This window comes from Shinella sp. HZN7, assembly GCF_001652565.1.
Classification (GTDB): Bacteria; Pseudomonadota; Alphaproteobacteria; order Rhizobiales; family Rhizobiaceae; genus Shinella; species Shinella granuli.
Genome location: NZ_CP015738.1, coordinates 31113 through 55805, shown reverse-complemented (window position 1 = coordinate 55805; position 24693 = coordinate 31113). Strand labels below are relative to the sequence as shown.

Annotated in this window: 23 protein-coding genes and 3 pseudogenes; 10 read left to right on the top strand and 16 right to left on the bottom strand. The window is 63.5% G+C overall.

Going from position 1 to position 24693, the window contains the following annotated elements; genetic code table 11:
- Position 1 precedes the first annotated feature (1 nt).
- Together shn_RS25515 and shn_RS25510 are read left to right on the top strand one after the other, a co-directional pair.
- Positions 2-1249 carry an ABC transporter permease gene (locus tag shn_RS25515; RefSeq protein WP_064333355.1) on the top strand — a complete coding sequence of 416 codons (1248 nt, stop codon included), beginning with the start codon at positions 2-4 and terminating at the stop codon, positions 1247-1249.
- 5 nt (positions 1250-1254) lie between these two features.
- Positions 1255-2064, top strand: coding sequence for an ABC transporter permease (locus shn_RS25510; RefSeq protein ID WP_064333354.1), 810 nt, complete (start codon positions 1255-1257; stop codon positions 2062-2064).
- On the opposite strand, the gene shn_RS25505 is transcribed toward shn_RS25510, so the two are convergent.
- From shn_RS25505 to shn_RS25490, 4 genes and pseudogenes are all read right to left on the bottom strand, one after another.
- Positions 2065-2940: a LysR family transcriptional regulator gene (locus shn_RS25505; protein WP_064333353.1), complete on the bottom strand. Its 876-nt coding sequence runs from the start codon at positions 2938-2940 to the stop codon at positions 2065-2067.
- A gap of 69 nt (positions 2941-3009) precedes the next feature.
- Entirely contained in the window at positions 3010-4224 is a 1215-nt protein-coding gene (locus shn_RS25500; RefSeq protein ID WP_064333646.1) for a M24 family metallopeptidase, read from the bottom strand.
- Positions 4225-4549: 325 nt separating this feature from the next.
- A pseudogene (locus shn_RS35980) lies at positions 4550-4741 on the bottom strand (ATP-binding cassette domain-containing protein); the annotation flags it as partial.
- Between the two features lie 41 nt (positions 4742-4782).
- Complete coding sequence (locus tag shn_RS25490) at positions 4783-5538, bottom strand: SDR family NAD(P)-dependent oxidoreductase (RefSeq protein WP_064333351.1); 756 nt, start codon at positions 5536-5538, stop codon at positions 4783-4785.
- 162 nt (positions 5539-5700) lie between these two features.
- Between shn_RS25490 and shn_RS25485 the strand changes: the two genes are divergently transcribed.
- Positions 5701-6591 (top strand): AraC family transcriptional regulator, encoded by an 891-nt coding sequence (locus shn_RS25485; protein WP_064333350.1) that lies wholly within the window; start codon positions 5701-5703, stop codon positions 6589-6591.
- Between the two features lie 177 nt (positions 6592-6768).
- The gene (locus shn_RS25480; protein ID WP_064333349.1) at positions 6769-7224 is read left to right on the top strand and encodes a GNAT family N-acetyltransferase; all 456 of its coding nucleotides are present in this window, start codon (positions 6769-6771) and stop codon (positions 7222-7224) included.
- Positions 7225-7362: 138 nt separating this feature from the next.
- Here the strand turns inward: shn_RS25480 and shn_RS37190 are convergent, their stop codons facing one another.
- Together shn_RS37190 and shn_RS25470 are read right to left on the bottom strand one after the other, a co-directional pair.
- Positions 7363-7683 carry an Atu4866 domain-containing protein gene (locus shn_RS37190; protein WP_371328626.1) on the bottom strand — a complete coding sequence of 107 codons (321 nt, stop codon included), beginning with the start codon at positions 7681-7683 and terminating at the stop codon, positions 7363-7365.
- Between the two features lie 82 nt (positions 7684-7765).
- Positions 7766-8836, bottom strand: coding sequence for an aldo/keto reductase (locus tag shn_RS25470; RefSeq protein WP_064333348.1), 1071 nt, complete (start codon positions 8834-8836; stop codon positions 7766-7768).
- 165 nt (positions 8837-9001) lie between these two features.
- Here shn_RS25470 and shn_RS25465 point away from each other — a divergent pair, with 165 nt between their 5' ends.
- Positions 9002-9925 (top strand): AraC family transcriptional regulator, encoded by a 924-nt coding sequence (locus shn_RS25465; RefSeq protein WP_064333347.1) that lies wholly within the window; start codon positions 9002-9004, stop codon positions 9923-9925.
- Positions 9926-10416: 491 nt separating this feature from the next.
- Positions 10417-11298 (top strand): annotated as a pseudogene (locus tag shn_RS25460) (FAD-dependent oxidoreductase); the annotation flags it as partial.
- On the opposite strand, the gene shn_RS25455 reads toward shn_RS25460, so the two are convergent.
- A complete protein-coding gene (locus tag shn_RS25455) occupies positions 11238-11876 on the bottom strand; it encodes a short chain dehydrogenase (protein WP_064333346.1) in 639 nt (212 codons plus the stop codon). The pseudogene shn_RS25460 and the gene shn_RS25455 overlap by 61 nt on opposite strands.
- A 64-nt stretch (positions 11877-11940) precedes the next feature.
- A complete protein-coding gene (locus shn_RS25450; protein WP_064333345.1) occupies positions 11941-12774 on the bottom strand; it encodes an oxidoreductase in 834 nt (277 codons plus the stop codon).
- Between the two features lie 104 nt (positions 12775-12878).
- Here shn_RS25450 and shn_RS25445 point away from each other — a divergent pair, with 104 nt between their 5' ends.
- Entirely contained in the window at positions 12879-13775 is an 897-nt protein-coding gene (locus shn_RS25445; RefSeq protein ID WP_064333344.1) for a LysR substrate-binding domain-containing protein, read from the top strand.
- Positions 13776-14246: 471 nt separating this feature from the next.
- Here shn_RS25445 and shn_RS25440 read toward each other — a convergent pair whose 3' ends face one another.
- From shn_RS25440 to shn_RS25405, 8 genes are all read right to left on the bottom strand, one after another.
- A complete protein-coding gene (locus shn_RS25440) occupies positions 14247-15752 on the bottom strand; it encodes an aldehyde dehydrogenase (protein ID WP_064333343.1) in 1506 nt (501 codons plus the stop codon).
- A gap of 146 nt (positions 15753-15898) precedes the next feature.
- Positions 15899-16246 carry a cupin domain-containing protein gene (locus shn_RS25435; RefSeq protein WP_064333342.1) on the bottom strand — a complete coding sequence of 116 codons (348 nt, stop codon included), beginning with the start codon at positions 16244-16246 and terminating at the stop codon, positions 15899-15901.
- A gap of 29 nt (positions 16247-16275) precedes the next feature.
- On the bottom strand, positions 16276-16638 hold the full coding sequence (locus shn_RS25430) for a cupin domain-containing protein (protein ID WP_064333341.1): 363 nt from the start codon (positions 16636-16638) through the stop codon (positions 16276-16278).
- Positions 16631-17923, bottom strand: coding sequence for a glycosyltransferase (locus shn_RS25425; protein ID WP_064333340.1), 1293 nt, complete (start codon positions 17921-17923; stop codon positions 16631-16633). Before shn_RS25425 ends, shn_RS25430 begins: the two co-directional genes overlap by 8 nt.
- Positions 17924-17940: 17 nt before the next feature.
- A complete protein-coding gene (locus tag shn_RS25420) occupies positions 17941-18987 on the bottom strand; it encodes an ABC transporter ATP-binding protein (RefSeq protein WP_064333339.1) in 1047 nt (348 codons plus the stop codon).
- Entirely contained in the window at positions 18984-19775 is a 792-nt protein-coding gene (locus shn_RS25415; protein WP_064333338.1) for an ABC transporter permease, read from the bottom strand. Before shn_RS25415 ends, shn_RS25420 begins: the two co-directional genes overlap by 4 nt.
- The gene (locus shn_RS25410; RefSeq protein WP_064333644.1) at positions 19772-20572 is read right to left on the bottom strand and encodes an ABC transporter permease; all 801 of its coding nucleotides are present in this window, start codon (positions 20570-20572) and stop codon (positions 19772-19774) included. Before shn_RS25410 ends, shn_RS25415 begins: the two co-directional genes overlap by 4 nt.
- 176 nt (positions 20573-20748) lie before the next feature.
- On the bottom strand, positions 20749-21789 hold the full coding sequence (locus tag shn_RS25405; RefSeq protein ID WP_145926072.1) for a spermidine/putrescine ABC transporter substrate-binding protein: 1041 nt from the start codon (positions 21787-21789) through the stop codon (positions 20749-20751).
- A gap of 222 nt (positions 21790-22011) precedes the next feature.
- Between shn_RS25405 and shn_RS25400 the strand changes: the two genes are divergently transcribed.
- The 3 genes and pseudogenes from shn_RS25400 to shn_RS37185 all read left to right on the top strand — a co-directional run.
- Positions 22012-22944, top strand: coding sequence for a GntR family transcriptional regulator (locus shn_RS25400; RefSeq protein WP_064333336.1), 933 nt, complete (start codon positions 22012-22014; stop codon positions 22942-22944).
- 6 nt (positions 22945-22950) lie between these two features.
- Complete coding sequence (locus shn_RS25395) at positions 22951-24252, top strand: glycosyltransferase (protein WP_064333335.1); 1302 nt, start codon at positions 22951-22953, stop codon at positions 24250-24252.
- 16 nt (positions 24253-24268) lie between these two features.
- Positions 24269-24507, top strand: a pseudogene (locus shn_RS37185) (bile acid:sodium symporter family protein); the annotation flags it as partial.
- Positions 24508-24693: the final 186 nt, after the last annotated feature.

Sequence of the window (24693 nt, the reverse complement as noted above, 5' to 3'; positions counted from 1 at the left end):
CATGACTGAGACCCTGTCCCTTTCCGCCCCCGCCCCGCCCGCCGGCCTCGGCGCGGCGCTGCGCCGGGCCGAACGGCCGAACCGCCTCCGCGCCTTCGCCCTCGCGCTGCCGGCGCTTCTCTTCCTCGTCGTCACCTTCGCCGCGCCGATCGGCCTCTTCCTCACCACCGCCGTGCGCAATCCGGAGGTGCGCGCCGTCCTGCCGCAGACCATCGCCGCGCTGGACGGCTGGGACGGTCACTCGACGCCCGGCGAAGAGGCCTTCATCGCGCTTGCCGCCGACCTTGCCCGCGCGAAGGAGGACAACACGGCCGCCGCGCTCGGCAAGCGGCTCAACTACGAAAGCGCCGGCATGCGCAGCCGTATCATGTCCGTGGTCCGCCACCTCGGCAATTTCAAGGATGGCGCCCTCGCCCCGCAATTCGCAGCGCTCGATCCCGTCTGGGCCAGTCCCGACCTCTGGGCGGTCATCAAGCGCAATGCCAGCCCAATGACGCCCTATTACCTGCTGACATCCGTCGATCTCGGGCAAGACGCGTCCGGCGGCATCGCGCGGGTGGAGGAAAGCCAGGCGGTCTTCCTCGACATTCTCGGCCGGACGCTCTGGATCGCCGGGCTCGTCACGGTGGCGACGCTGGTCCTCGGCTTTCCCACGGCCTATGTCGTCTCGCTGGCGCCTTCGCGCATCGCCGGCTTCCTGCTCCTTCTGGTGCTGCTGCCGCTGTGGACCTCGCTTCTAGTGCGCACCACCGCCTGGGTCGTGCTTTTGCAGACGGACGGGGTGATCAACCAGGCGCTCCTGGCGCTCGGCCTCACCACGGAAAAACTCCAGCTCATGCTGACCCGCTTCGGCACCGTGACGGCGATGACGCATATCCAGCTACCCTTCACCATCCTGCCGATCCTCAGCGTCATGAAATCCATTCCGGAAGGCCAGATGCGGGCCGCACGCTCGCTCGGCGCACCGCCCTTCTTCGCCTTCTGGCGGGTCTACGCGCCGCAGACCCTGCCGGGCGTCGCCGCCGGCTGCCTGATGACCTTCATCCTGTCGCTCGGCTACTACATCACGCCGGCGCTGGTCGGCGGCCCGCGCGACCAGATGATGTCGAACTTCATCGCCACCTACATCAACCGCGACCTGAACTGGGGCATGGCCGCCGCGCTCGCCGGCCTGCTTCTCGTCATGACGCTTTCCATCTATCTCGTGTTCCTGCGCCTTGTCGGCGCGGAGCGCATCAAGCTCGGATGAGAACCATGTGGCTTCCAACTTACGCGACCCGCGGCGAAAGGCTCTGCCGCCTTGCCGTCGTCACCTTCGCCTTCGCCGTGCTCGCCTTCCTGATCGGGCCGCTCTTCATCGTCTTCCCGCTGTCCGTCTCGAAGGATCCGTTCTTCACCTTCCCCATCCAGGACTATTCCTGGCGCTGGTATGCGGATTTCTTCGAGAACCCACGCTGGACACAGAGCCTCGTCAACAGCCTCGTCGCAGCCTTTTTCAGCACGGCGCTCGCCACGCTGTTCGGCACGCTCGCCGCCCTCGGCATCAGCCGGCCGGGCTTTCCCGCCCGCAAGGCCGTCATGGCGCTGATGATCTCGCCGATGATCATGCCCGTCGTCATCGTCGCCGTCGGAGCCTACATGTTCTTCGGCGCGCTGGGGCTGACCAACACGCGCACCGGGCTGGTGCTCGCCCACTCGGCGCTTTCCATCCCCTTCGTCGTCGTTACGGTTCTTTCAGCGCTCTCGACCTACGACACCAATCTGACGCGGGCAGGCGCGAGCCTCGGCGCCGGCCCGGTCGGCGTGTTCTTCGCCGTCACGCTGCCGCTCATCCTGCCCGGAATCGTCTCCGGCGCGCTGCTCGCCTTCGCCGTCTCCTTCGACGAGGTGATTGTCGCCCTCTTCCTGACCGGCGCCGAGCAGCGGACCCTGCCGGTGCAGATGTTCTCGGGCATCCGCGACCAGATCAACCCGACGATCATGGCGGCGGCGAGCCTGCTCACCACCGTCTCCATCGCGCTGTTCGTGGTGCTGAACCTCATCCGTCGCGTGAAGCGGGCCTGATCACTCGCCCCGGCCGCTGGCGAGAAAGGCATCGGCGAAATGCGCCGCGAAGCTCTCCGCCACCGGAGAGCGCTTGCGGTCGGAACTGAGATAGATGCCGACGACGACGTCCGCGAGCCTGGGCAGGCCGAGGGCGTCGTCGAGCGTGGCAAGCTTTGCCGGCACGATGCGGCGTGCGAGCACCGTGTTGCCGAAGCCGGAGCCGACCGCAGCCTCCAGGCCCGCAAGGCTGGGGCTGGTATAGACGAGGTCGTAGCCCCGTCCGTCCCGTTGCAGGGCCGTCAGCATGGCCCGCCGGTAGAGGCAGCCTTCCGGGTAGCAGACGATGCGCAGGTTGGCGTTCCCATCCGTCACCAGCGAGGCCGCACTGTCGCCCACCCAGGCGAGCGGCTCCTTCCAGGTCATGAACGCGCCTTCCGCCGGCCCGTCCGGCGTCATCGCCACGACGAGGTCGTAGAGACCATTGCGCAACCCCTGGAGCAGGACATGCGAGAGGTCGCAGACGACCTCGAAGCGGAAATCATGGCCGCTTTGGGCAAGGCGCGGCATCAGCTTCGGCAGGAAATGGTCGGCATAGTCGTTGGGGATGCCGAGGCGGATCTTGCCCTGCTGGTCGCGCCGCGACAGGCGCAGCACCATCTCGTCGTTCAGCGTCAGCATCTGCCGGGCATAGCTTGCCACCAGTTCGCCCGCCTCGGTCGGCTGGGCGCTGGCATCCTTTGCGAAGAGGGAAACGTTGAGCAGTTCCTGCAGCTTCTTCATCTGCAGGCTTATGGCCGGCTGGGTGCGGCCGAGCTGCTCGGCGGCGCGCGTATGGCTGCGCAGGTCGATGACCGCGAGGAAGGTCCGAAGAAGGTCTGTCGGGATGTTTCTCACGAAGGCGGCACCGCTTCCAAAAGGAAACGGGCCGATCGGGCGGCCCGTTCCAAGTTGCCCGCGGACGGGTCAGGCGGGAAGGATATTATGCTCCGGACCGAAGGGGAAGCCCGTGATGTTCTCGCTGCCGGTTTCGGTCATCACGAGGATGTCGTGCTCGCGGTAACCGCCCGCCCCCGGCATGCCCTCCGGAATGGTCAGCATCGGCTCCATGGAAACGACCATGCCCGGCTGGAGCACGGTGTTGATGTCCTCGCGCAGCTCGACGCCCGCCTCGCGGCCGTAGTAGTGCGAGAGCACGCCGAAGGAGTGGCCGTAGCCGAAGGAGCGATAGCCGAGCAGGCCGTGCTCGCGATAGATCTCGTTCAGCTCCGTCGCGACATCGCCGCAGCGCGCGCCGGGCTTGAGCAGTTCGAGGCCGCGGCGGTGCACCGCGCAGTTGATCTCCCAGATGCGCAGGTGCTCGTCGCTGGCATGGTCGAGGAACAGCGTGCGCTCCAGCGCCGTATAGTAGCCTGATATCATCGGGAAGCAGTTCAGCGAGAGGATGTCGCCCTTCTGCACGCGCCGCGAGGTCACCGGATTGTGCGCGCCGTCCGTGTTGATGCCCGACTGGAACCAGACCCAGGTGTCCATCAGCTCGGCATGGGGAAAACGGCTCGCGATATGGCGGACCATGGCCTGCGTGCCGGCCAGCGCCACCTCGTATTCCGGCACGCCTTCGCGCACGGCCTTCGCCACGGCGGCGCCGCCGATATCGGCGGTCGCGGCGCCCTCCTTTATGAGAGCGATCTCCTCGGCCGATTTGATCGTGCGCAGCCACATGGTCGGCGAGCCGATGTCGACGAATTCGACATTCGGAAAGGCCTCTTCCAGAAGGCGCAGCAGGTCGAGATTGACCTGGTCGAACTCGATGCCGATGCGCGAGACCTTCGGCAGGAGCTGCTGCAGGGCATGGAAGAAGTTGTCGCGCTGCCAGTCCGTATAGGTGATGTTGTCGCCGAAGGTGCGGCGCCAGGGCTGGCCGGCATCGATGCCGGCGGAAACGGAGGTCGCCTTTTCCGGCGTGATGACGAAGGCGTAGCGCCGGCCGAAGGAGCAATAGAGGAAGTCGGAGAAGTAGCAGATATTGTGGTAGGAGGTCAGGACCGCCGCATCGAGCTTCAGCTCTTCAAGGATGCGGCGCATGGCATTCTGCCGCCGCTCCATCTCGCCCGCCGAGAAGGTCGGCTGCACCTTCTCGCCATTGTGCATTTCCTGCAGCCGCAGAAGCTGGTTCGGCATCCCCCGCGCAAACATGTTCATATGAACCTCCTTCACCGCGCCCATCGCGCTGTTTGACGAGGCTCAGCGTAGGAACGTTCGCGGCCGCTGGAAAATTAGAAGTTCCAATGCGGGCATAAGAGACACGAACCCCTGTGCGGATTGCCGATGCCGAAGCGTGGAACTGGATATGTCGTCACCGAAGCCTCGACGGTACCATCCTGACGCGGCGACCTGTATCGCAGCTCCTGCAGGCTTTTACGCGCGCCCCCGACTTCACGGCGGCTTCGAAAAGGCGATCGTCCGTCCCCTAGCGTGAGCGTAATCCGATCGACCCTGGTTTCCGCATCTCCGGATCGAGCGCGGACACCGGCTCGTCAAAGAGCATGATCTTCGGGTTCATGCAGAGCGAACGCGCAATCGCGGCGCGCTGCTGCTGCCTCCCGGAAATCTGCGAGGGATATTTGTGCGCGTCGTGCGAAATCCGCACACGCGCCAGATAGGTCATGGCGATTTCGGCGGCGGTCTTCTGGCTCATCGGAGATCGCCGCCGTCCCTGCAGCGACGCCTCTTGATGAACTAGATTACCTGTCCGCCCGACACCTCGATACGCTGACCGGTAATCCAGCGATTGTCGTCCGACAGGAGGCTCGCGATCATCGGACCGATGTCATCCGGCACGCCGACACGTCCAAGGGCCGTCATTCCGGCGAATGTCTTGTTGAGATCGGGCATGTCGCGCACGGCTCCCCCGAGGAAATCAGTCTCGATCGCACCAGGCGCGACCGTATTGGCGGTAATGCCCCGGCTGGCGAATTCCTTGGCCATGTAGAGCGTCAGGATTTCCACCGCGCCCTTGACGGCGGAATAAGCCGAAAATCCGGGATAGGAGATGCGGGTGAGGCCCGATGACAGATTGACGATACGGCCGCCCTCGGCGATCAGGGGCAGCAGGGCCTTGGTCAGGAAGAACACGCCCTTGAAATGCACGTTCACCAGCGCATCGAACTGTTCTTCCGTGGTGTCGGCGATCGTCGCCATGTCGCCATGCCCGGCATTGTTGACCAGATAGTCGAAGCGATCCCGTTGAAACGTTTCTCTCAGCACGGCTTCCACCTGCCCGGCAAATATGGCGATGCTGCGCAGCGTGCCGACATCGAGCTGGAGGGCCGCGGCTTTCCGGCCCCTGGCCTCGATGTCGCGAACGACTGCCTCGGCATCGGCGACATTGCTTTGGTAGGTGACGATGACGTCCACGCCCTTGCCGGCGATGTTGAGGGCGGTGTTGCGGCCGAGCCCGCGACTGGAGCCGGTGACGATGGCGATCTTGGACATTTGAAACTCCTTTGAAACAGGGATGCCGGACAATCGGGGCTTTTGTCCGAGGCCTGCACTCTGCGTCACGCCGCGCTTTTGGGGTTGCCGGAAACTCGCAGTTCCTTGCCTATTCCTACGGATGGGATTTACAGGTGACGGCGACCGCCGCTAGATGCGGCCATGAACGACACGCTTCTCGACATTGCGCTTCGCCATGCGGAAGGCCATGCCGACCGTGCGGGGATAGCGCCCTGCCCGATCGCCGGACTGAGCGTGATCCGCTCCACCCATGCGAGCGAGCTTCAGTATGCCGTGTCCCAGCCGCTCGTCGCACTCGTGCTGCAGGGTAGGAAGCGTGTGCGCATGGACAATGAGGTCTTCGATTTCGGCGTCGGCGACTCGCTGATCATCAGCGCCGACATCCCGACCGTCAGCCAGATCACGGAAGCCAGCGTCGGCGATCCGTATTGCTCCGTCGTGATGGAGCTCGACAAGGCGGTTCTCGCGGAGCTTGCCGTCGATATCAAGGCAGCACCGCTTGCCCATTATTCTCCGATACGCGTCGAGCCGACCGATGAGGAAGTCAAGGACGCGACGCATCGGATGATGAAACTCGTGGAGCGGCCGACATCGCTGCCGATCCTTGGAGGGCAGATGGTGCGCGAGTTCCATTATTGGCTCCTGTGCGGTCGCCATGGTCCGGCAATCCGGCGTCTGGGCTGGCCGAGCAGCCAGTCGCAGAAGATCGGACGGGCGATCAACCTGCTCCGACGCGACTTTTCCAAGCCCTTGAGGGTCGCTTCGCTCGCCGAGGCCGCGGGAATGAGCCCGTCGACCTTCCATCAGCATTTCAAGGCCATCACGTCCCTGTCCCCTGTCCAGTTTCAGAAGCAGTTGCGACTGATCGAGGCGCGGCGACAGATGCTCTCCGGGGAATGTCCTCCCACTATCGCGGCCTTCAACGTCGGATATGAGAGCGTGCCGCAGTTTACCCGCGAATACGCCCGCATGTTCGGACTGCCGCCAGCGCGAGACACACAGGCGGCGCTGGCGAGCATGCGCGCAGCGTAATGACCGCGAATGGCGCGAGGCTGCCATCATCTACGCTGACTCGAATGTCCGCTTTCGCCTGCATCGCGCAGTTTCTGTAACGACAACATCGTTACGGAAACTTGTAAAGATGATGTCGTTACACAGCGCCGTGGGACGAGACGTGATCCTCAGCGCTCCGACGCCGACCACCACGAGCTGGCCGAATTCAATTCCGGCATCCCTGAACTGGACGATTGGCTGCGTCGCCGCGCCCGCGCCAACCAGGCAAGCGGCGCATCGCGCACATTCGTCGCGTGCGAGGGCAGCCGCGTGATTGCCTATTACGCGCTCGCCTCCGGCGCAGTAAAGCAGCCGGAAGCACCCGGCCGTTTTCGACGCAACATGCCCGACCCGCTTCCGGTTGCCGTCCTCGGCCGCCTCGCCATCGATCGAAGCTTTCAGGGGCGCGGCCTCGGCCGGGCATTGGTGCGCGACGCGGGCCTGCGCATGCTCAATGCCGCTGAAATCCTCGGCATCCGCGGCATGCTGGTGCATGCGATTTCCGATGATGCGCGCGCCTTCTGCGAGGCGGTCGGCTTCCTATCTTCGCCATCCGACCCCATGATGCTGATGGTCGGGCTGCATGATCTCAGCCACGCGTTGGATCCCTGATCCTCGTCGTCAGCCCGCTTCCCTTATGTGAACCCGCGCCAGACCATGGTTTGAGACGCCGACGATCGTGCCGAGTGCAATGAATGAAAAGGGCGCCCCTTGCAGAGCCGATGGCCCGCCGGCTTTGCGCATCCCCACTCATTTTTGCCGGAAGAACACCATGCCACCGTGGTGGAGCGTGTCCGCATCGACGAACTCGCCATCGGCGGTAAAGCCGGTATCGTCCCAATAGTCTATGCGATTGCCGCTGACCTCATATCGGCCCTGATAGGCGCTTTGGCGGTTGCCACGGGCTTCGTCATAGCGCCCATTGGGCAGAAGCTCCTGGCGAATGTGCCCATCAGCGGTAATCCACATGCCGACATAGGGATGCTGCTGCATTTCAGTCTCCGTTTGATTGGCGAGGATCGGAACTTGCTGGGATCTGCGCGAGAGGTCGTCCGAGGGGCTGTCGTCCAGCGCGCCGGTGGTACTGAGAAGGGCCAGCAGGCCGAGTAGTGGTGCGGATATGATGGTATTCACCCGAAGGTTCCTCCAAGGCTTACCTGCGGCCCGTGACCGTCGTGCCGCCGAACATGAGCTGTTGCGCCATCGGCCGTGCCATGAAGCGCGCGGGGAAGATCGGTGCGAGCGCGCTGGCCCGGTCCAGCCGTTCGAGCTGTTCATCGGTGAAGACGATCCCCAGCGCGCCGAAATTGTCCTCGGCCTGGGCAAGCGTGCGTGCGCCCATGATCGGCGAGACCACGGCGGGATTGCGCAGTGTCCAGGCAAGCGCGACCTGGGAGCGCGTAGCGCCCATTTCCCCGGCGACGTCGCCAACCACATCGGCGATATCCAGCGCGCGACCGTTCAAATGGCCGGTCGAGGCGATGATGCCCTTGCGCTCCGACGAGACATTCGCCTCGTTCTCGTCCGTCAGATCCGAACGGCTGTACTTGCCCGTGAGGATGCCGCCGCCCAGCGGCGACCATGGCAGGACCCCGAGCCCCATCGCCTGCGCCATGGGCATCAGCTCATGTTCGACCGTCCGCTCGACGAGGCTGTATTCGATCTGCAGCGCGACGAAGGGCGACCAGCCGCGGAGATCTGCCAGGGTCTGCATCTCGGCGACGCGCCAGGCGGGCGTGTTGCAGATGCCGGCATAGAGAATCTTCCCGGCCCCGACGAGATCGTCGAGGGCGCGCATCACCTCTTCGGGCGTGGTCGTGAAATCCCACGCATGCACGTAGAGAAGGTCGATACGGTCGGTATCGAGCTGGCGCAGGCTCGCCTCGACCGAGCGCACGAGATTGAAGCGATGATTGCCGCCGGAATTGGGATTGCCGGGCTCGCGCGCCATGGTGAACTTGGTGGCGAGCACGATGCGATCGCGCTTGTCCCTGATGAGGCCGCCCAGGATTTTCTCGGACGTGCCGTTGGTATAGTTCACCGCCGTGTCGATGAAGTTGCCGCCGCGATCGACATAGGCATCGAATATCCGCCCGGCCTCGGCCTCGTCGGCTCCCCATCCCCAATCGGAACCGAAGGTCATTGTGCCGAGCGAAAGCGGCGAGACGCGCAGGCCGGAGCGTCCAAGCAGGCGATATCGGTCAAGTGCAGTGGTCTTCGACATGAAAGGGCTCTCTCCATGAAAGCGAACGCATCGCTGTTTCTCGCCCTCCTGTCTGACCGAACCCACCGCGTCGGCGGTAGACGATTTGTCCGAGATTCTTGCACGATTGTCCGAAGGCCGTCGTTTCCGTCTTTCCGACGTTCCGCCCGTGTGGGATAAGGGAGCATGGATCAACTTGCCGTTCTGACGGACATCATAGGGCGTCACGCCCCGCAAGACGGCACGCACCGGTGCCGGCTGCCCGGCGTGAAACTGATCCGTTCCTCGACGCCGACGATCCCGATGCCCGTCATCTACGCACCGACGCTTTGCCTTGTCGCGCAGGGCCGCAAGCGGGCGGTGCTGGGAACGACCGCTTTTATCTATGACCCGTCGAGCTACCTGGTTGCGTCGGTGGACCTGCCGGTCATGGGATCGGTCATCGCGGCGAGCGAGGACCGGCCCTATCTCTGCCTGCAGCTCGACCTCGACATGACGGCGCTGGGCGAGCTCGCAATCCGCCATCCGGCAAGGCGTTCCGAGACCGAGGGTCTTCCGGCCGGGCTTGCGCTGAACCGGACCACGCCCGCGCTGCTCGATGCCGCGATCCGCCTGGCGGGCCTGCTCGACACGCCGCAAGACGTCGAAGCGCTCGCGCCGCTGACGATCCGCGAAATCCTCTATCGCCTTTTGACCGGGGCGAGCGGGGCCACCATCCGGCAAATGGCGCAGGCAGACAGCCGTCTGAACCAGATCGCCAACGCGATCGTCTGGATCCGAACACATTTCCGGGACGCCTGCCCGATCGAGCGGGCGGCAGAGATCGCGGGCATGAGCCGCTCCACCTTCCATGCGCATTTCAAGGCGATCACCGCGATGAGCCCGCTCGAGTTCCGCACGCAGCTGCGCATGCAAGAGGCCCAGCGGCTGATGGTCGGCGACGCCATGGATGCGGCCAGCGCAGGCTTCAACGTGGGATACGGAAGTCCTTCGCAGTTCAGCCGCGACTATGCCCGCATCTTCGGGATGCCTCCCGCCAGACACGCCAGCCGCCTGCGCAACACGGCCGAAAGCCGGCCCGTCATGCAGGAACCAGAGGTCGCTGCGTGACAGCGCCTGTCCGGCTGGTGGCGCGTCCATCTCTGGCAGGTGTCTGATCGTCTTCCTCTCGGCAATCGCCCGCGCCGCAACCGTCATCTTTTCTCTTTGGCGATTGACGGAAAAAACTGGGCGGTGAATCCAGAGAGCCGGCACGACTGAAACGGGGTGAAAACTGACAGGCTGCTTTCGGGGGCGCAAATGGCCAAAGCTGCCGTTGGCGGCGCGGCTTCTTGGAACGGACCGCGTTTCGTTAAAAGCTCCGTCGGGGCGCACCGCGGCGGGAGGAATTGTCTGATCCAGCGAACTGATCTATAACTGCCGCCGTCGCGAAAAACGACCGCCGGCTCAGGGCGCGATATGCTCGCCGGGTTGTCGAATACATGTCAGCCATGCCGGGCATGGTTCGGCCAGCGTCTCCGAAAGCAACCGCCTGACGACCTGTCGGGCCGATGGCAGCCGTCAACGTCGATCGACGCTGACGCCTCAATTGGAGCGCTGAAATGCGAAACGAGATTACGATCATCGGTGCTGGCCTTGGCGGCCTCATGCTGGCGCGCGTCCTGCATGTGAACGGCATCCCCGCGACGGTCTATGAAGCCGAGGCGACGGCCGGCGCGAGGGCGCAGGGAGGTCTGCTCGACATCCACGTGAATAACGGCCAGCGGGCGATAAGGGACGCAGGCCTGTTCGATGCATTCGTGGGCCTCGTTCGCCCCGGCGAGGACGCCAAGCGCGTCGTCGACAAGGATGGCGTAATCCTGTTCGACAGCCCCGGCGATCACACCTCCACTCGCCCGGAAGTGGACAGGGGCGAGCTTCGGGATTTGCTGATCGGGTCGCTTCCGACCGGGATGATCAGATGGGGCCGGAAGGTCACGTCCATCGCGACCGAAGGCGGCCAACACGCGGTCACCTTTAACGACGGCGCGACGATCGCGGTTAATGTCCTTGTCGGGGCGGACGGCGCCTGGTCGAAGGTCCGGCCGCTGCTTTCGGATATCAAGCCCGTCTATACCGGCACCTGCTTCATCGAGATCGCGCTTCTCGATGGTGACACACGCCACAAGGCGTCCATCGACGCGATCGGCAGCGGCACGCTCATGGTGGTCGCTCCGGGCAAGGGCATCATGGTGCATCGCTATGCCGACAGGACCGTCCGCGGCTATGTGGCGCTGAACAGGCCGGAGGACTGGATTCGCTCCATCGACTTCGGCGACGCGCGGGCCGGCCTGGCGCATGTCGCGAGGCAATTCGAGGGATGGGCGCCGCACCTGACCGCGTTCATCACCGACAGCGAGATCGATCCGGTGCTTCGCCCGATCTACGCGCTGCCGGTCGGATACCGTTGGAATCCGGTACCGGGCCTCACCCTGGTCGGCGATCCGGTCCTGCCGCCTTCGATGCATCCGACATAGGCTGCGATCAAACGTTCCATGGACACTGGTGGCATCCCTGGAAAGAGGTGCCCGTAGGCGGTCACCGAGTCCTCTACGATGGTAGGGCTGACTACGTTGATCCGCTGATTGCGATCGAGTTCGATCGCCGCAGAAAGCACGAAACTGTGGAGGCCCCCACTGATGACCGCCCCGCCAGTCACGCCGCGCCACGGCTCGTCGGCGAATATGCCGCTGGTAAGGGTAAACGAGCCTCTCCCCGAGACGAATGGGCGTCCCAGAAGCACAAGGTTGATTTGACCGATCAGCTTGCCTTGCATGTTTTCAATCAGTTGTGCGTCGGTAAGGGTATCGAAGTCGTCCATCGCGCCCGACGCAGCAACGCAGACACATGCGTCTATTTCCCCAACGGCTTCGTACATACGCGCGATCGCATCGCGCGAGCGGATATCGACAAGGACGTCGCCGGAGGTGCGGCCGGCCCGAATGATGTCATGCCGGCGCTCCAATTCGAAACACAGTGGGCGGCCGATCGTGCCCGAAGCACCAACAACAAGAATGCGCATGCGAATTTCCTCAGTTACGGCCGGCAGCGTGGCATGGATGGCTCCTCTTCCGTTCTGACCGGGGTCAGGCCGCGTCGAAGATCGTATCGCGGGCAAGCGCCTCCCAGGTTGCGAGATCCTTGAGGAGCGTGGTGGAATGGTCTCGAACGGCGTCGACCGCGTCGGCACCCAGTTGCAGCCGCAGCGGCGTCTCGGGAGCATGGAGCGCTCTCTCGATAGCGGCTGCGGCCTTCAGCGGATCACCCGGCTGGGTGCCGTGCATGTCGTGTACGAACTGGCGCGTGCCGCCGACGACATCGCGATAGACATCCATCCGAGGCATATGGCGCATGCTCGGCCCGGCCAGATTGGTCCGGAACTGGCCGGGCTCGACGATCAACACCTTCACACCGAAGGGCTTCAGCTCCTGTGCCAGGGCTTCGCTTGCGCCCTCCAGGGCAAACTTCGCCGCCGAATAGGCGCTGAAGCCCGCGAAGGAGAGTTGTCCGCCAAGGCTGGAGATGTTGACGATGGCGCCGCTGCGCTGGGCACGCAATATCGGCAGCGCCACGCGGGTGACGTTCATCGCGCCGAAGAAGTTCGTTTCCATCAGCATCCGCAATTCGTCGTCCGGAGTCTCCTCGAATGCACCGACCACGCCGTATCCGGCATTGTTGATCAGCACGTCGATGCGACCGAAACGGGTGACGGCCGCATCGACGGCGGCTTGCGCGTCGTTCGTGCTGGCCACGTCGAGCGCAAGGGCCAATGCCCGTCCCGGTGCCTTGGCGACGATGTCCTCCAGCGAGGACACGCGCCGGGCGGTGGCGACGACATTGTGGCCCTGCTTCAGGGCATGGTCGGCGAAGGCGCGGCCGAAGCCGGAGGACGCGCCGGTGATGAACCAGGTCTGGGTCATGGAGATATCGATCCGATCAGTTGAAGACTGGCCGCATTTTGGCTTTCGGATGATCAGGCGGCTAGATGGTTCAAATCGACAGCGTTATTCGATATCATGCATGAATGGATCGCGACTTGCTGGCCCATTTTCCCGTTGTCCTGACCGTCGCCCGGCGCGGTGGCTTTGCCGCGGCTGCCGCTGCGCTCAACATGAGCCCGTCCGCCGTGAGCCATGCGGTGAGGTCCGTCGAGGAACGCCTTGGCCAGCCGCTTTTTGCGCGCACGACCCGCAGCGTGGCTTTGACCGAGGCCGGTGCCGATTTCGTCGCTTCCGTCGGCCCGGCACTGGCCACGGTCGAGGAAAGCGTTGAACGGGTTCGATCCGCCAAGGGTCAGGTGGCAGGTGTGCTTCGCATCAACGTTCCACGCCTCGCCCTGCCGCTCGCAATCACGCCGGCGATCATCGAGATGAGCCGGCTCTATCCGGACCTGACGATCGAGGTGACCTCCGACGAAGGACTGGTTGACATTGTCGCCGCCGGCTTCGATGCCGGCGTGCGGCTGGGCGAAATGATCGCGCAGGACATGGTGGCGGTCCGCCTGACGAAACCGTTCATGGCGATCATGGTCGCGTCGCCTGCCTATCTCGAGGAGCGAGGCGTACCGCACTCCATCGCCGATCTCTCCCGCCACAACTGCATCGGCTACCGGCTGATATCGTCTGCTGCCGCCTATGCTTGGGACTTGCAGGAGAAAGGGCAGGATGTCTCGGTCGAGGTCAGTGGCACCGTGCGTGTCACCGATTCCCTTCACGCGCGCGACCTGGCTCTGGAAAATATCGGCATCGCCTATCTCTTCGAGCCCCTTGTCCGGGAGGATCTTCGGACGGGTCGGCTCAGGCAGGTGCTTCCGGCGGCCAGCATCGAGGAGCCCGGTCTTTTCCTCTATTTTCCCCGATATGCCTCGCAGGCGCCCAAGCTCAGAGCCTTCATCGATGTGCTTCGAAGATCGTCGAAGTGAGAAGTGTCAAACCGACCCCTCCCGTTGTCAAAAGCAGCATCCAGGGCGGCACACCGCTTCATTGATGACGTCCGCTACTGCAAGTAGGCGCCCTCGTTGGGCGCCGATGCCTCTTCCCGCGATGACTGTCGCCGGCCTGACGCTTCGGCAAACCGCAGCGTTCCAGATTGGCAATCAGCCAGGGCCCTGTCGGCTGCCATCCCCGCTTCTTTCGGGACCAGACCGAGCAAGCAGGATGAGCGGATTCTTGCCCGTGTTTGAGAGCTGGACGTAGATGTTCTACGAATACCGCCATCGAGTTCCAAGGCGATACCATTTGCCGCCCGATTGTTCATCAAAAACAGCACAGCATGAACAATGTCTTCGACGCTGGCCAGACGTCGGGAAGGAGTGCGCGCTTTCATTGCGCCGATGGCTGGCTGACCTCCCTCGGCGGTGCGCCGAAGGATGCCGGCGAGCGAGGGATGAACCTCACACATGCTTGCGCCCCTCCGCGTCGAAGAACCAGTCGTCCGGATAGGGATACCACCAGCCCTGGATCACCGGTTTATGGTCGATGATGACCATTTTCGAGCGGCGGAAGGCATCGAGGCCGAGCTTTGAAAGCTCCCGTCCGAGGCCGGATTTCTTCCAGCCCCCGAAGGGCAACGCGTCGTTGTCGATCAGCGGGTTGTTGACCCAGACCATGCCGGCCTCAAGCCGGTCCGCCGCCTCCATCGCTTCTTCGAGTGAGGTGGTAAAGACAGAGGCGCCGAGGCCGAATTCGCTGTCATTGGCCCGTTCGATCGCCTCGTCGAAATCCTTGACGCGCATGATAGCGGCGACAGGACCGAAGCACTCTTCGTTCATGATCGCCATGTCGGGTGTGCAATTGACAAGGATGGTCGGCTCGTAGAACCAGCCGGTCGGCTCAGTGTCCGGGATCTTCCCGCCCAGCACCACCGTCGCTCCCATCGCCTTGGCATCCTCGACCAACCGGATGACCTTTGTACGCGCCGCCTCGCTGACAAGCGGACCTATTTCAGCGCGCGTGAGACCGTTGCCGATGCGCAGACGCTTCGTCTCGATAGCGAACTTTGCGACGAACGCGTCATGCACCGCATCGACGACGAAAAACCGCTCGGCCGAGGTGCAGACCTGGCCGGACATGTGAAAGGCGGCGGTGACGGCACCGGCCGCGGCCACATCGAGCGGCGCGTGGGCCGTGATGATCATCGGGTCCGAACCGCCCGCCTCGATGACAGCCGGCTTCATCTGCGCCGCGGCGGCCATCGCCACGGCCTTGCCGGCGGCAACTGAGCCAGTGAACGCAACGGCGTGAGTCTTCGGCGAGGCGATGAGCGCGCTGCTCAGCTCGACACCGCCCGGCAGGCAGGCGATCAGGCCATCCGGCAAGGCCTCGAAGACCCGCATGAATTCCAGCGTGGAGAGCGTCGTCGCGGGCGCCGGCTTGATGATGCACGCATTGCCCGAGGCGAGCGACGCAGCGACCGTCCAGCACATCAGGAGGACCGGGAAATTGAACGGCATGATATGCACGCTCACGCCGAGCGCCTCGTAGCGCGCATGTTGGAAGGAGCCGGCCTGCGTGGTGCCCGCCACCTTGCCGCCCTCGTCGCGCGCCATTTCCGCGAAATAGCGGAAGGCGCCCGCGCAGTTGGCCACCTCGCCGATCGCCTCCGGATAGGGCTTGCCCATCTCGCGCGACATCAGTTCAGCGCAGCGGCGCATGTCTGTTGCCTCGATGCGGTTGGCGATGCGGTGAAGGATGGTCGCGCGTGTCTTGGCGTCGAGCCGTTTCCAGTCCCGCTGCGCCACGGTGGCGGCATCGAGCACGGCCTCCATGTCGTCGAGCGCAGTGTCGGCGATGGTGCCGACGGTGGCGAGCGTTGCGGGATCGATCACGGCATGGCGGGCGCCCTTGCTCGGGACGTAGGCCGGGTGCCGGTAGAACACGGGTTCGGCGGGGTTGAACATGGCAATACTTCCTTGGTGTTCTGGAGAACCGGGCGACGGCCTCTCATCCGCCTGCCGGCACCTTCTCCCCGCAAGCGGGGAAAAGGGACAAGCCGCAGCGTTTCGTCTCGCTCTCCCCGCTTGCGGGGTGAGGGGAAAATATGCCTTCAGCGGATCATGTAGACCTTCTTCACGGTCTCATGGACCGTGCATTCACCCTTCCAGTCCTTCGGGAAGAAGGCGGCGGTATCCGGCGTGATCTCGATCACCTCACCGCTTTCATGGACATAGGTGCAGCGGCCTTCGAGGAAGTGGCAGAACTCGTCGCTGGTGACGTGGCAGAACCACTTTCCCGGCGTGCAAATCCATAGGCCGCTTTCGGATTCGCCGTTCGGGCCCTTGTAGATGACCTTGCCGGAGGTGCGGCTCTCGCCCTCGATCATGGTGGGAATCACGCCCCAGTCCTTGAGGTCGGTCTCTTCCAGCGGCTTGCGCATCAGGGGTGTCGCGGTCATGGGATATTTCCTTTCATTTTCTCTTTACGTCAGACCAGCATGTAGATGTTGCGCATGGTCTCGATGACGGTGCATTCGCCGGTCCAGCCGCCGGGGAACATAACGACCGTGCCCGGTTCGACCTCGACCACCTCGCCTTCGTCCGAGCGATACACCGCCCGGCCGGCCACGAAATGACAGAATTCGTCCCGTGGGATGGACAGCCGCCAGCGGCCGGGCGTGCAGACCCAGATGCCGGATTCCGGCTGGTTGTTCGGCCCCTTGAAGACGAGACGACCCGAGGAGTGAGACTGGCCCTCCAGGCTGTCCGGCTGGCCGCCCCAGTCGACGAGGTCGGAAAAGGTCGTCGCGTTATGGATGTGCGGGGCGGATGCTTTCGTCGTCTCAACCATTGTAGGCGCCCGTCTTCACGAGGTCGTCGAGAATGCCCGCGGCCTTCTTCGGGCCGTTGCGGGCCTGCATATGGGCGCTGGTGGCGGCAAGGCGCGTCTTCATGGTCGAATTGTTGATGCAGGCGTCGAGTTTTGCCGCAAGGCCGGCATCCGTCCAGTCGTAACGCGGCATCTTGAAGCCGTGGCCGGTCTCGTCGACGCGCGTCGCATTGTCGTGACCATCCCAGACATAGGGCATGATGATCGCCGGCTTGCCGAAATAGAGGCACTCCGTGAACGAATTGTTGCCGCCGTGGTGGATGGCCGCATCGACCTGCGGGATGACCGAAGGCTGCGGGAACCAACTGTCGACGATGACGTTGCCGGGCAGGTTCTCGTACTGATCCTTGTAGTCGCCGACATTGACGAGCGCGCGATAGGGCAGCTTGCCGATGGTCGTGATCAGGCGCTTCAGGAGGTCCGTATCCCCTGCCCCCAGCGAGCCGAAGGAAATGTAGATCAGCGGCTTGTCGTTGTTCTCGGCAAAGGTCGGCACCTCGTAGGGCTTCTCCTTGCGAACGCAGCCCTCGAGATACTGGAACTGTTTCGGATCGAGCGGATGCTCGCGCTCGAACTTCACCGGCTCCGGGTAAAGCAGCAGGTTCATGAAGGGCGAGGCTTCGAAAAACTGGCCGATCGGATAGGGCGCCTCGTTATTCTCGGCAAGGAAACCGTTGAAATCGTCATGGATCGGCTTGATGACGTCGTTGAAATGGTCGCGATAGGCGGCGTGGCAGGCGAAATCCTTCTCACCGCAGCCGGAAAGATGCGGCGGGATTTTCGGGTCCTCGATCTCGTTTTCCGAGCAGGAGATGATGCGCACCCAAGGCGTGCCGTATTGCTTGATCGCAGGGAAGAGGATGACGTTGTCGACGCAGATGAGGTCCGGCTTGATCTTCGCCAGCACGCCCGGCAGGTCTTTCTGCGCCCATTTTGCGCTGTCGACGATCGCCGTCCAGCAATCCTTCACGTAGTTGTCGACCTGGTCGTAGGGAGATTTACGAAAATTCGGGATGTGGCCGTTGATGAAATCCTCCCAGAACTTCGCCATCTGCTCCGGCGGCATGGGTTCGGAAAGGTTCACGGCATGTGCCTCGAAACCGTAGCCCTCATAGACCGAAACGAAGCCGGGGTCGGAGAGGAAGACGGCCTTGTGGCCGAGCGCTTCGACGGCCTGCGCGATGCCGACCGAGTTCAGCGCCGGGCCAAAGGCCGCTTCCGGGAAGAATGCGATGGTCTTGGACATGGTATTCCCCTCTTTATTCATTGGAAGAGCCGGCATCTCGCCGGATCGATCTTGAGGCTCAGCGCATCGCCGATCTTCCAGTTGCCCGCCCCGCTCGCGGGAATGCGGACCTGAAGCGGCGTTGCACTCGCGGTCGTCTTGACGTGCAGAACGCGGTCGAGGCCGTGATAGGCGATATCGACGACGGCGCCGGACACCGGCAGGTCGCCGGGCGGGCCGATGGCGATGTTTTCCGGTCGCACGGCGAGCGTCGCGGAGCCGGCATTGCCCGATGCCTTCACCTGCAGACCTTCCGCGACGAAGAGACCATCGACCCCGACCTTGCCGTCGATGAAATTCATGACGCCGATGAAGTTGGCGACGAAGCGGTCGGCGGGGCGCTCATAGACGTCCTCCGGCGCGCCGACCTGCAAGAGGCGGCCGTCCTTGAGGATCGCCATGCGGTCAGCCATGACGAGCGCTTCCTCCTGGTCGTGCGTGACGATGACGAAGGTGATGCCTACTTCGTTCTGCATGCGCTTGAGTTCAAGCTGCATCTTCTCGCGCAGCTTCTTGTCGAGCGCGCCGAGCGGTTCGTCGAGCAACAGCACTTTCGGGCGCTTCACCAGGGCGCGGGCGAGCGCAACACGCTGCTTCTGGCCGCCGGAAAGCTGTTCGGGCTTGCGGTCGGCAAATTGCGTGAGGTCCGTCGTGGCCATGGTCTCGTCGACGCGGCGGCGGATTTCCGTCCTGGCAAGCCGCTCCATTTCGAGGCCGTAGGAGAGGTTCTGCCTGACCGTCATATGCGGAAAGAGCGCATAGGACTGGAACATCAGGTTGAGCGGCCGCTTTTCCGGCGGCAACGGGGAAATATCCTTGCCCTCAAGCAGGATGCGGCCGGCATTCGGGCTCTCGAAGCCGGCGAGCATGCGCAGCAGCGTGGTCTTGCCGCAGCCGGAGGGGCCGAGCAGCGCGAAGAATTCGTTCTCGCGGATATCGAGCGTGACATCGTCGACGGCCGTCACCGGCCCGAACGCCTTGCCGACACCCTCGATGCGCAGGATCGGATTGCTGGATGCGTTCATGGGACCTGCTGTTGTCTGTTGAGCCATTGCGAGATCAGGAGCGCCGTCGCGCTGACGCCCATGACGATGGTGGCGAGCGCGTTGACCTCGGGCGTGATGCCGAAGCGGATCATCGAATAGATCTGCATGGGGAGGGTGATGGACGAGCGCCCGGCGCCGGCCGTGAAGAAGGCGATGATGAACTCGTCGACAGAAAGCGTGAAGGCGAGCAGCGCACCGGCGACGATGGACGGCAGCAGCACCGGGAAGGTGACGCGCCAGAAGGTCGTCCAGCCCGACGCCCCGAGATCGCGCGAGGCCTCGACGATGGAAAAATCGAAATGCTTCAGCCGGGCGCGCACGACCGAGCAGACGAAGGCGAGGTCGAAGATGACATGGCTGATGACGATGGTGTGCAAGCCCATCGTCAGGCCGAGACGCGAGAAGAAGGTGAGCAGCGCCACGGCGAGCACGATGTCGGGGATGACCATCGGCGCGAAGGCGAGCGCTTCGAGACCGTTGCTCTTGCGGCGCCGCGTCTCCATGCCGAGCGCCAAAAGCGTGCCGAGTACGGTGGAGATGACGGTCGCGAAGACGGCGACGATGAACGTGTTGCCAGCGGCGCGCAGGATGTCCGTGTTGGAAAGCAGCGCGCCGTACCAGCGGGTGGAGAAGCCGGACCACGAGGTCGGCAGGCCGCTGTCGTTGAAGGACAGCAGCACCAGCACGGCGATCGGCAGATAGAGGAAGCCGAAGACCAAGAGCAGCACGACGCGCCCCGGCAACTTGCTGGAAAGCGTCGCGTTCATTGCGCCGCCTCCCCTTTGCGCTCGCCGCTGGCATGGGCCGTGGCGCGGGCCTGCAACAGGAGCAGCACGATCATGGTGAGGATCAGCGCCGCGCCGAGGGCTGCGCCGAAGGGCCAGTCGTTCGCCGTCAGGAACTGGTCGTAGACGAGGTTGCCGACCATCTGGAACCGCCCGCCGCCGAGCAGCGCGGGCGTCACGAAATTGCCGATGGAGAGCACGAAGACGAAGACGCCGCCCGCCGCCACGCCGGGCAGGGTCAGCGGCAGCGTGACGCGCAGGAAGGTGCGGACGGGGCCGGCGCCGAGATCGCGCGACGCCTCCATCAGCTCCGGGTTCAGCCGCGACAGCGTGGAATAGATCGCGAGGATGACGAAGGGCAGATAATTGTAGACGAGACCGGTGATGACGGCGCTCTCGGTATAGAGCATCGACAGCGGCTCGCCTGTGTAGCCAAGCGAGCGCAGCAGGTTGTTGATCAGGCCCTCGCGGTTCAGCAGCACGATCCACGCATAGGTGCGGATCAGGTAATTGCTCCAGAAGGGCAGCACGGCGAAGAACAGCAGGATCGGCTGCGACATCCTTGGCGCCCGCGAAATCGCGTAAGCCGCCGGATAGGCGATGAGGATCGCCACCACCGTCGCCGTCAAGGCGATGCGCGCGGAATTGAGAAAGATCTTCGCATAGAGCGGATCGGCGACGCGGGCGAAATTCTCCAGTGTGAACGTGTATTCGACGCCGCCCCAGACGCCGCGCTCGAAGAAGGCATAGCTCAGCACCAGCAGGCACGGCACCACCATGAAGGCGACGAGCCAGGCGACACCGGGCGCGGCGAGCAGGGTCGGTCTGGTGGCATTGAAGGACAAGGCTTTACTCCCACGGGGGGCCGTCACAGCGTTCGCGCATAAAGGATTTCAGGAAGAAAATTGCCCGTGGCGGCGGGCCGCCTCCCAGTCGCCACGGGAAGGAGCCGCGTTCAGTTCGCGGCCTTGATCTCGCTCACGATGCGCGAATAGTCCTTCTGCGCTGTCCCGAGGTCGCGCAGCAGCTCGTATTTGACGAGGTCCGCAGGCGCCATGGCCATGTTCGGGTATTGCTCGGACAGCGCCTTGTCGAGGCTTTCCATCGCGGCCTTGTTCGGCACCTTGTAGAGGATGTTCTGCGCGGCCCAGGCGTGATTCTTGGCATCGAGGATGAAGTTGATGAACTTCATCGCCGCATCCTTCTTCTCCGAGCTTTTCAGGACGACGATCGTGTCGATCCAGAGGTCGGAGCCTTCCTTCGGCACGACGAACTTGATGTCCTTGTTCTCGCCGATGCCGTAGTTGCACCAGCCGTCCCAGGCATGCACCAGCGAGGCCTCGCCGGAAACGAGCTTGGAATAGAAGGTCGTGTCGTCATAGGCGAGCAGCGTCTTCTTCGCCTCGATGAGCAGGGTCTTCACCTCTTCGAGCCTGGCCGGATCCTTCTCGTTGACGGAAAACCCCTTGGCGAGCTCGCCCGCCGCCATCAGCCAGCGGTCGGTGGCGAGCATCGTCGTCTTGCCCTTCAGCGCATCCACCGGCTGGAGCAGGTTCAGCCAGCTGTCTGGCGTACCTTCCACGAGGTCGGAGCGGTAGCAGAGGCCCGTCGAGCCCCAGGTATAGGGCACGGAAAACGTGTTGCCCGGATCATAGGCGAGCGTCGTGGCTTCCGGATAGAGATTGGCGAGGTTCGGCACGGCCGCCTTGTCGATCGGCTCGGCGAGCCCTTGCCCGTTGAGGATTTCGGCGAAGGGTGAGGAGACGAAAACGACGTCGTAGCCCTTGCCGCCGCTCGCCATCAACTTGCCCATCACCTCTTCGTTGGTGGCGTGGTTGACCACCTCGATCTCCAGCCCGGTCGCGGCCTTGAATTGTTCGGCGATGTCAGGGGCCATGTAGCCATCCCAGTTCGAGATGACGAGATCGGCGGCGGAAGCCGCGCCCGTCGCAAGACATGCGGCGACAAGCGCCGCGGCCGCGCAGGTCGCAGTCAGTCGGTTCTTCACGGTCACGGAAGACTCCCTTGTTTTACGTTGTTCCAACCTCTTCGACGGGCGCGCCGGTTCTCCGGTCTCATTCCCTGTCGCATGGAAGTATTATTTATAAAAAAAATACGTCAATAGGGTGGATGCATTTTTGCGGTCCGCGCATTTCCGGACTTGCGCGACGAATGCTCAAAGGGCAGCATGCACGGCAATGGAGGGCAGAGGCGAGCCATGACCCCGGAGCCGAAACGGACCAATTTCCGCCATGTCGAACTGGCGCAAAAAATACTGGATGTCGCCGGCGAGCGCGGCATGGCGCCCGGCGAGCGGCTGGCCGAACAGGCGCTCGCCTCGCTCTGCAACGTCTCGAGAACCCCGATCCGCAAGGCTTTGCAGATTCTTGCCGAGCGAGAGCTTGTGACGGCGGATGCCGAGGGCGGCTATCTGCTCGCCGTCGATCCCGCCGCCATTGCGCGCCTTGAAGACACGGCAGAAGGCGATGGCGAGAGTGAAGTCTATGCCGCGATCCTGCGTGATCTCGCCGCCGGACGCATTGCCGAAAGCCAGACCGTCGCCGCGCTTCAGCGCCGCTATGACGTCTCACGCCAGACGGTACAAAATGCGTTTGTGAAACTGGCGGAGGAAAATCTGGCCGAACGCGGTGCCGGCCAGCAATGGCTGCTGAAGCACTTCGCCATCAGTGGCGATGCGGCGGCGAAAAGCTACGAGTTCCGCCTTGCGACCGAACCACTCGCGCTGACCCTGCCGGAGTTCAAGCGCGATATTCCGGCGATGACGGCGCTGCGCCAGTCAATGCTGATCCTGCGCGGGATGAACGAGACGAATTTCGACCGCAAACTTTTCGACCGCACGGACTACGATTTCCACCTGTTGATCGCGCGCTCCTGCGGCAATCCCTTCATGGCGGAGACGCTTACCAACCATCACCGCCGCCGCCGCGCCAGCCCGCCGGCCGGCCATGTCAACGCCTTCCGGCTGATGCAGTCCAACCTCGAGCATATCCAGATTCTCGAGCAGATCGAGCGCGGCCAGATGGAGCTTGCGGCCGATCTCATGCGTGTGCATATACAGCTCTCCCAATCGCAGCGCCCACGGCTGGCCGGCCGTGGCGTTCCTCCCGCCTTCAAGCTCGTCGTGCGTTGATCCTCCATGGCGCCAGCAAAGACCATCGCCCTCTTTCCGGAAGCAAGCTACGGCGCAGCGCTGAACTGTGTGGGTATCGCCCAGGAACTGAGGCGCATGGGCCACCGCCCCGTTTTCATTTGTCATCCCGGTTTCAGCGGCGTCTTTACCGAATACGGCTTTGGCGAATACCAGCTCGGCGACGATACGTCCGCACCCGCGACCGACTGGAACGATTTCATCGAGCGCCATCAGGACGCCTTCCGCCAGAGTCCGTTCGATCAATTGCAAAGCTATGTCGGCCCGACCTGGGATGCGATCGTCGATACGGCGATCCGGGTGGAAGAGCCGCTCAGGCAACTTGTGGCCCGGCTGAAGCCGGATGTGATCGTGCTCGATAATGTCGTGATGTTTCCGGCGATCGCCAATGCCGGCGTACCTTGGGTCCGCGTCGTCTCCTGCGCCGAAACCGAAATTCCCGATCCGCGCGTGCCGCCCTATCTCTCCGGCTGCAGCGAAACGCCGGGCGAGGAATGGGAGCGGTTTTCCGCGCGATACCGCGAGGTGACGGCTTCCGCCCACCGGCGGTTTTCCGCTTTTCTCGGCCAGTCGGGCTTGCGTCCACCGCCAACGTCAGTTTTTCTCGAGCCGTCGCCCTATCTCAACCTGCTGCTGGCGCCGAAAATCATTCGCCGCAAGCGCCGTAACGTGCTGGATGAGGAGCTTTTCGTCTTTCTCGACGGCTGCGTGCGGCATGAGGCGCCCTATGTCTCGCCCCGCTTCGCCAGCCACAATGAAGCGCCGCTGGCGCTCATCAGCTTCGGCTCGCTCGGCGCCATGGACGTGGCAATGATCAAGCGGATGATCGAGACCTTCTCGAAACTGCCCTACCGTTTTCTCATCAACGCCGGCCACTGGCGCGACGATTATCGCGATGTGCCGGACAATGTCTTCATCGACGACTGGTTTCCGCAGCCTTCCGTGGTCGAGCAGGCAAGCCTGTTCATCCACCACGGCGGCAACAACTCCTTCTGCGAGGCGCTTTATTTCGGCACGCCATCGATCATCATGCCCTATTGCTGGGATGGTCACGACAATGCCCGCCGCGCCGAAGAAACCGGCGTCGGCCTGCACCTCGACCGCTATGGCTGGAGCGAGAACGAGCTGGCAAGCGCCATCACCAGCCTGATGGATGATGCGGCGATGCGGGCGAGGCTAAAGGACAATGCGATCAGCATGCAGAAGGCCGCCGGCGTGAAGCGCGCGGCCGAAGCGATCCTGAAGGTGGCGACCACGATGCCAAGCACGGGACTATCGGTAAAAACATAAACCCGGTCGTCGTGCTCACGACGGGCTCGGCTACCTGCTCGGCTTCTTTGCGGCGAAGGCCATCGGCCTGACGCTTGCCAAGCGCAAGGCGATCGCCATCGAGGTCGGCATGCAGAATTCGGGCCTGGGCGCGGCGCTGGTCACCACCCATTTCTCGCGCTCGCCGCCGTTCCCAGCGCCATCTTCAGTGTCTGGCACGACATCTCGGGCGCGCTGCTGGCCAACTGGTTCGCCGGGCGAAAAGACGAGGCCGCAAGAGAGGCCCGAGCGGAAAGCTCAACAAGGATATTTCGAACAGAAGAAGACATGGGAGCCGCGCTTCGAGGGAGGGGCTCTTGCGTTGCATCCCCGTCAGCGAAAATGTGCGGCAGCGGCTCCGAATGCGTACGGTCGGCATCACCATGCGCGAGAACTGGTTGCCGGGCGGACTACAGTCGATGT

Coding starts and splice junctions, on each gene's coding strand:
- shn_RS25465 (WP_064333347.1), top strand. CDS start 9,002: ATGGATCAACTTGCCGTTCTGACGGACATCATAGGGCGTCACGCCCCG.
- shn_RS25455 (WP_064333346.1), bottom strand. CDS start 11,876: ATGCGCATTCTTGTTGTTGGTGCTTCGGGCACGATCGGCCGCCCACTG.
- shn_RS25400 (WP_064333336.1), top strand. CDS start 22,012: ATGACCCCGGAGCCGAAACGGACCAATTTCCGCCATGTCGAACTGGCG.
- shn_RS25420 (WP_064333339.1), bottom strand. CDS start 18,987: ATGAACGCATCCAGCAATCCGATCCTGCGCATCGAGGGTGTCGGCAAG.
- shn_RS25490 (WP_064333351.1), bottom strand. CDS start 5,538: ATGTCCAAGATCGCCATCGTCACCGGCTCCAGTCGCGGGCTCGGCCGC.
- shn_RS25500 (WP_064333646.1), bottom strand. CDS start 4,224: ATGCCGAACCAGCTTCTGCGGCTGCAGGAAATGCACAATGGCGAGAAG.
- shn_RS25415 (WP_064333338.1), bottom strand. CDS start 19,775: ATGAACGCGACGCTTTCCAGCAAGTTGCCGGGGCGCGTCGTGCTGCTC.
- shn_RS25435 (WP_064333342.1), bottom strand. CDS start 16,246: ATGACCGCGACACCCCTGATGCGCAAGCCGCTGGAAGAGACCGACCTC.
- shn_RS25440 (WP_064333343.1), bottom strand. CDS start 15,752: ATGTTCAACCCCGCCGAACCCGTGTTCTACCGGCACCCGGCCTACGTC.
- shn_RS25470 (WP_064333348.1), bottom strand. CDS start 8,836: ATGTCGAAGACCACTGCACTTGACCGATATCGCCTGCTTGGACGCTCC.
- shn_RS25430 (WP_064333341.1), bottom strand. CDS start 16,638: ATGGTTGAGACGACGAAAGCATCCGCCCCGCACATCCATAACGCGACG.
- shn_RS25425 (WP_064333340.1), bottom strand. CDS start 17,923: ATGTCCAAGACCATCGCATTCTTCCCGGAAGCGGCCTTTGGCCCGGCG.
- shn_RS25395 (WP_064333335.1), top strand. CDS start 22,951: ATGGCGCCAGCAAAGACCATCGCCCTCTTTCCGGAAGCAAGCTACGGC.
- shn_RS25485 (WP_064333350.1), top strand. CDS start 5,701: ATGAACGACACGCTTCTCGACATTGCGCTTCGCCATGCGGAAGGCCAT.
- shn_RS25450 (WP_064333345.1), bottom strand. CDS start 12,774: ATGACCCAGACCTGGTTCATCACCGGCGCGTCCTCCGGCTTCGGCCGC.
- shn_RS25410 (WP_064333644.1), bottom strand. CDS start 20,572: ATGGTGGTGCCGTGCCTGCTGGTGCTGAGCTATGCCTTCTTCGAGCGC.
- shn_RS25510 (WP_064333354.1), top strand. CDS start 1,255: ATGTGGCTTCCAACTTACGCGACCCGCGGCGAAAGGCTCTGCCGCCTT.
- shn_RS25515 (WP_064333355.1), top strand. CDS start 2: ATGACTGAGACCCTGTCCCTTTCCGCCCCCGCCCCGCCCGCCGGCCTC.
- shn_RS25445 (WP_064333344.1), top strand. CDS start 12,879: ATGGATCGCGACTTGCTGGCCCATTTTCCCGTTGTCCTGACCGTCGCC.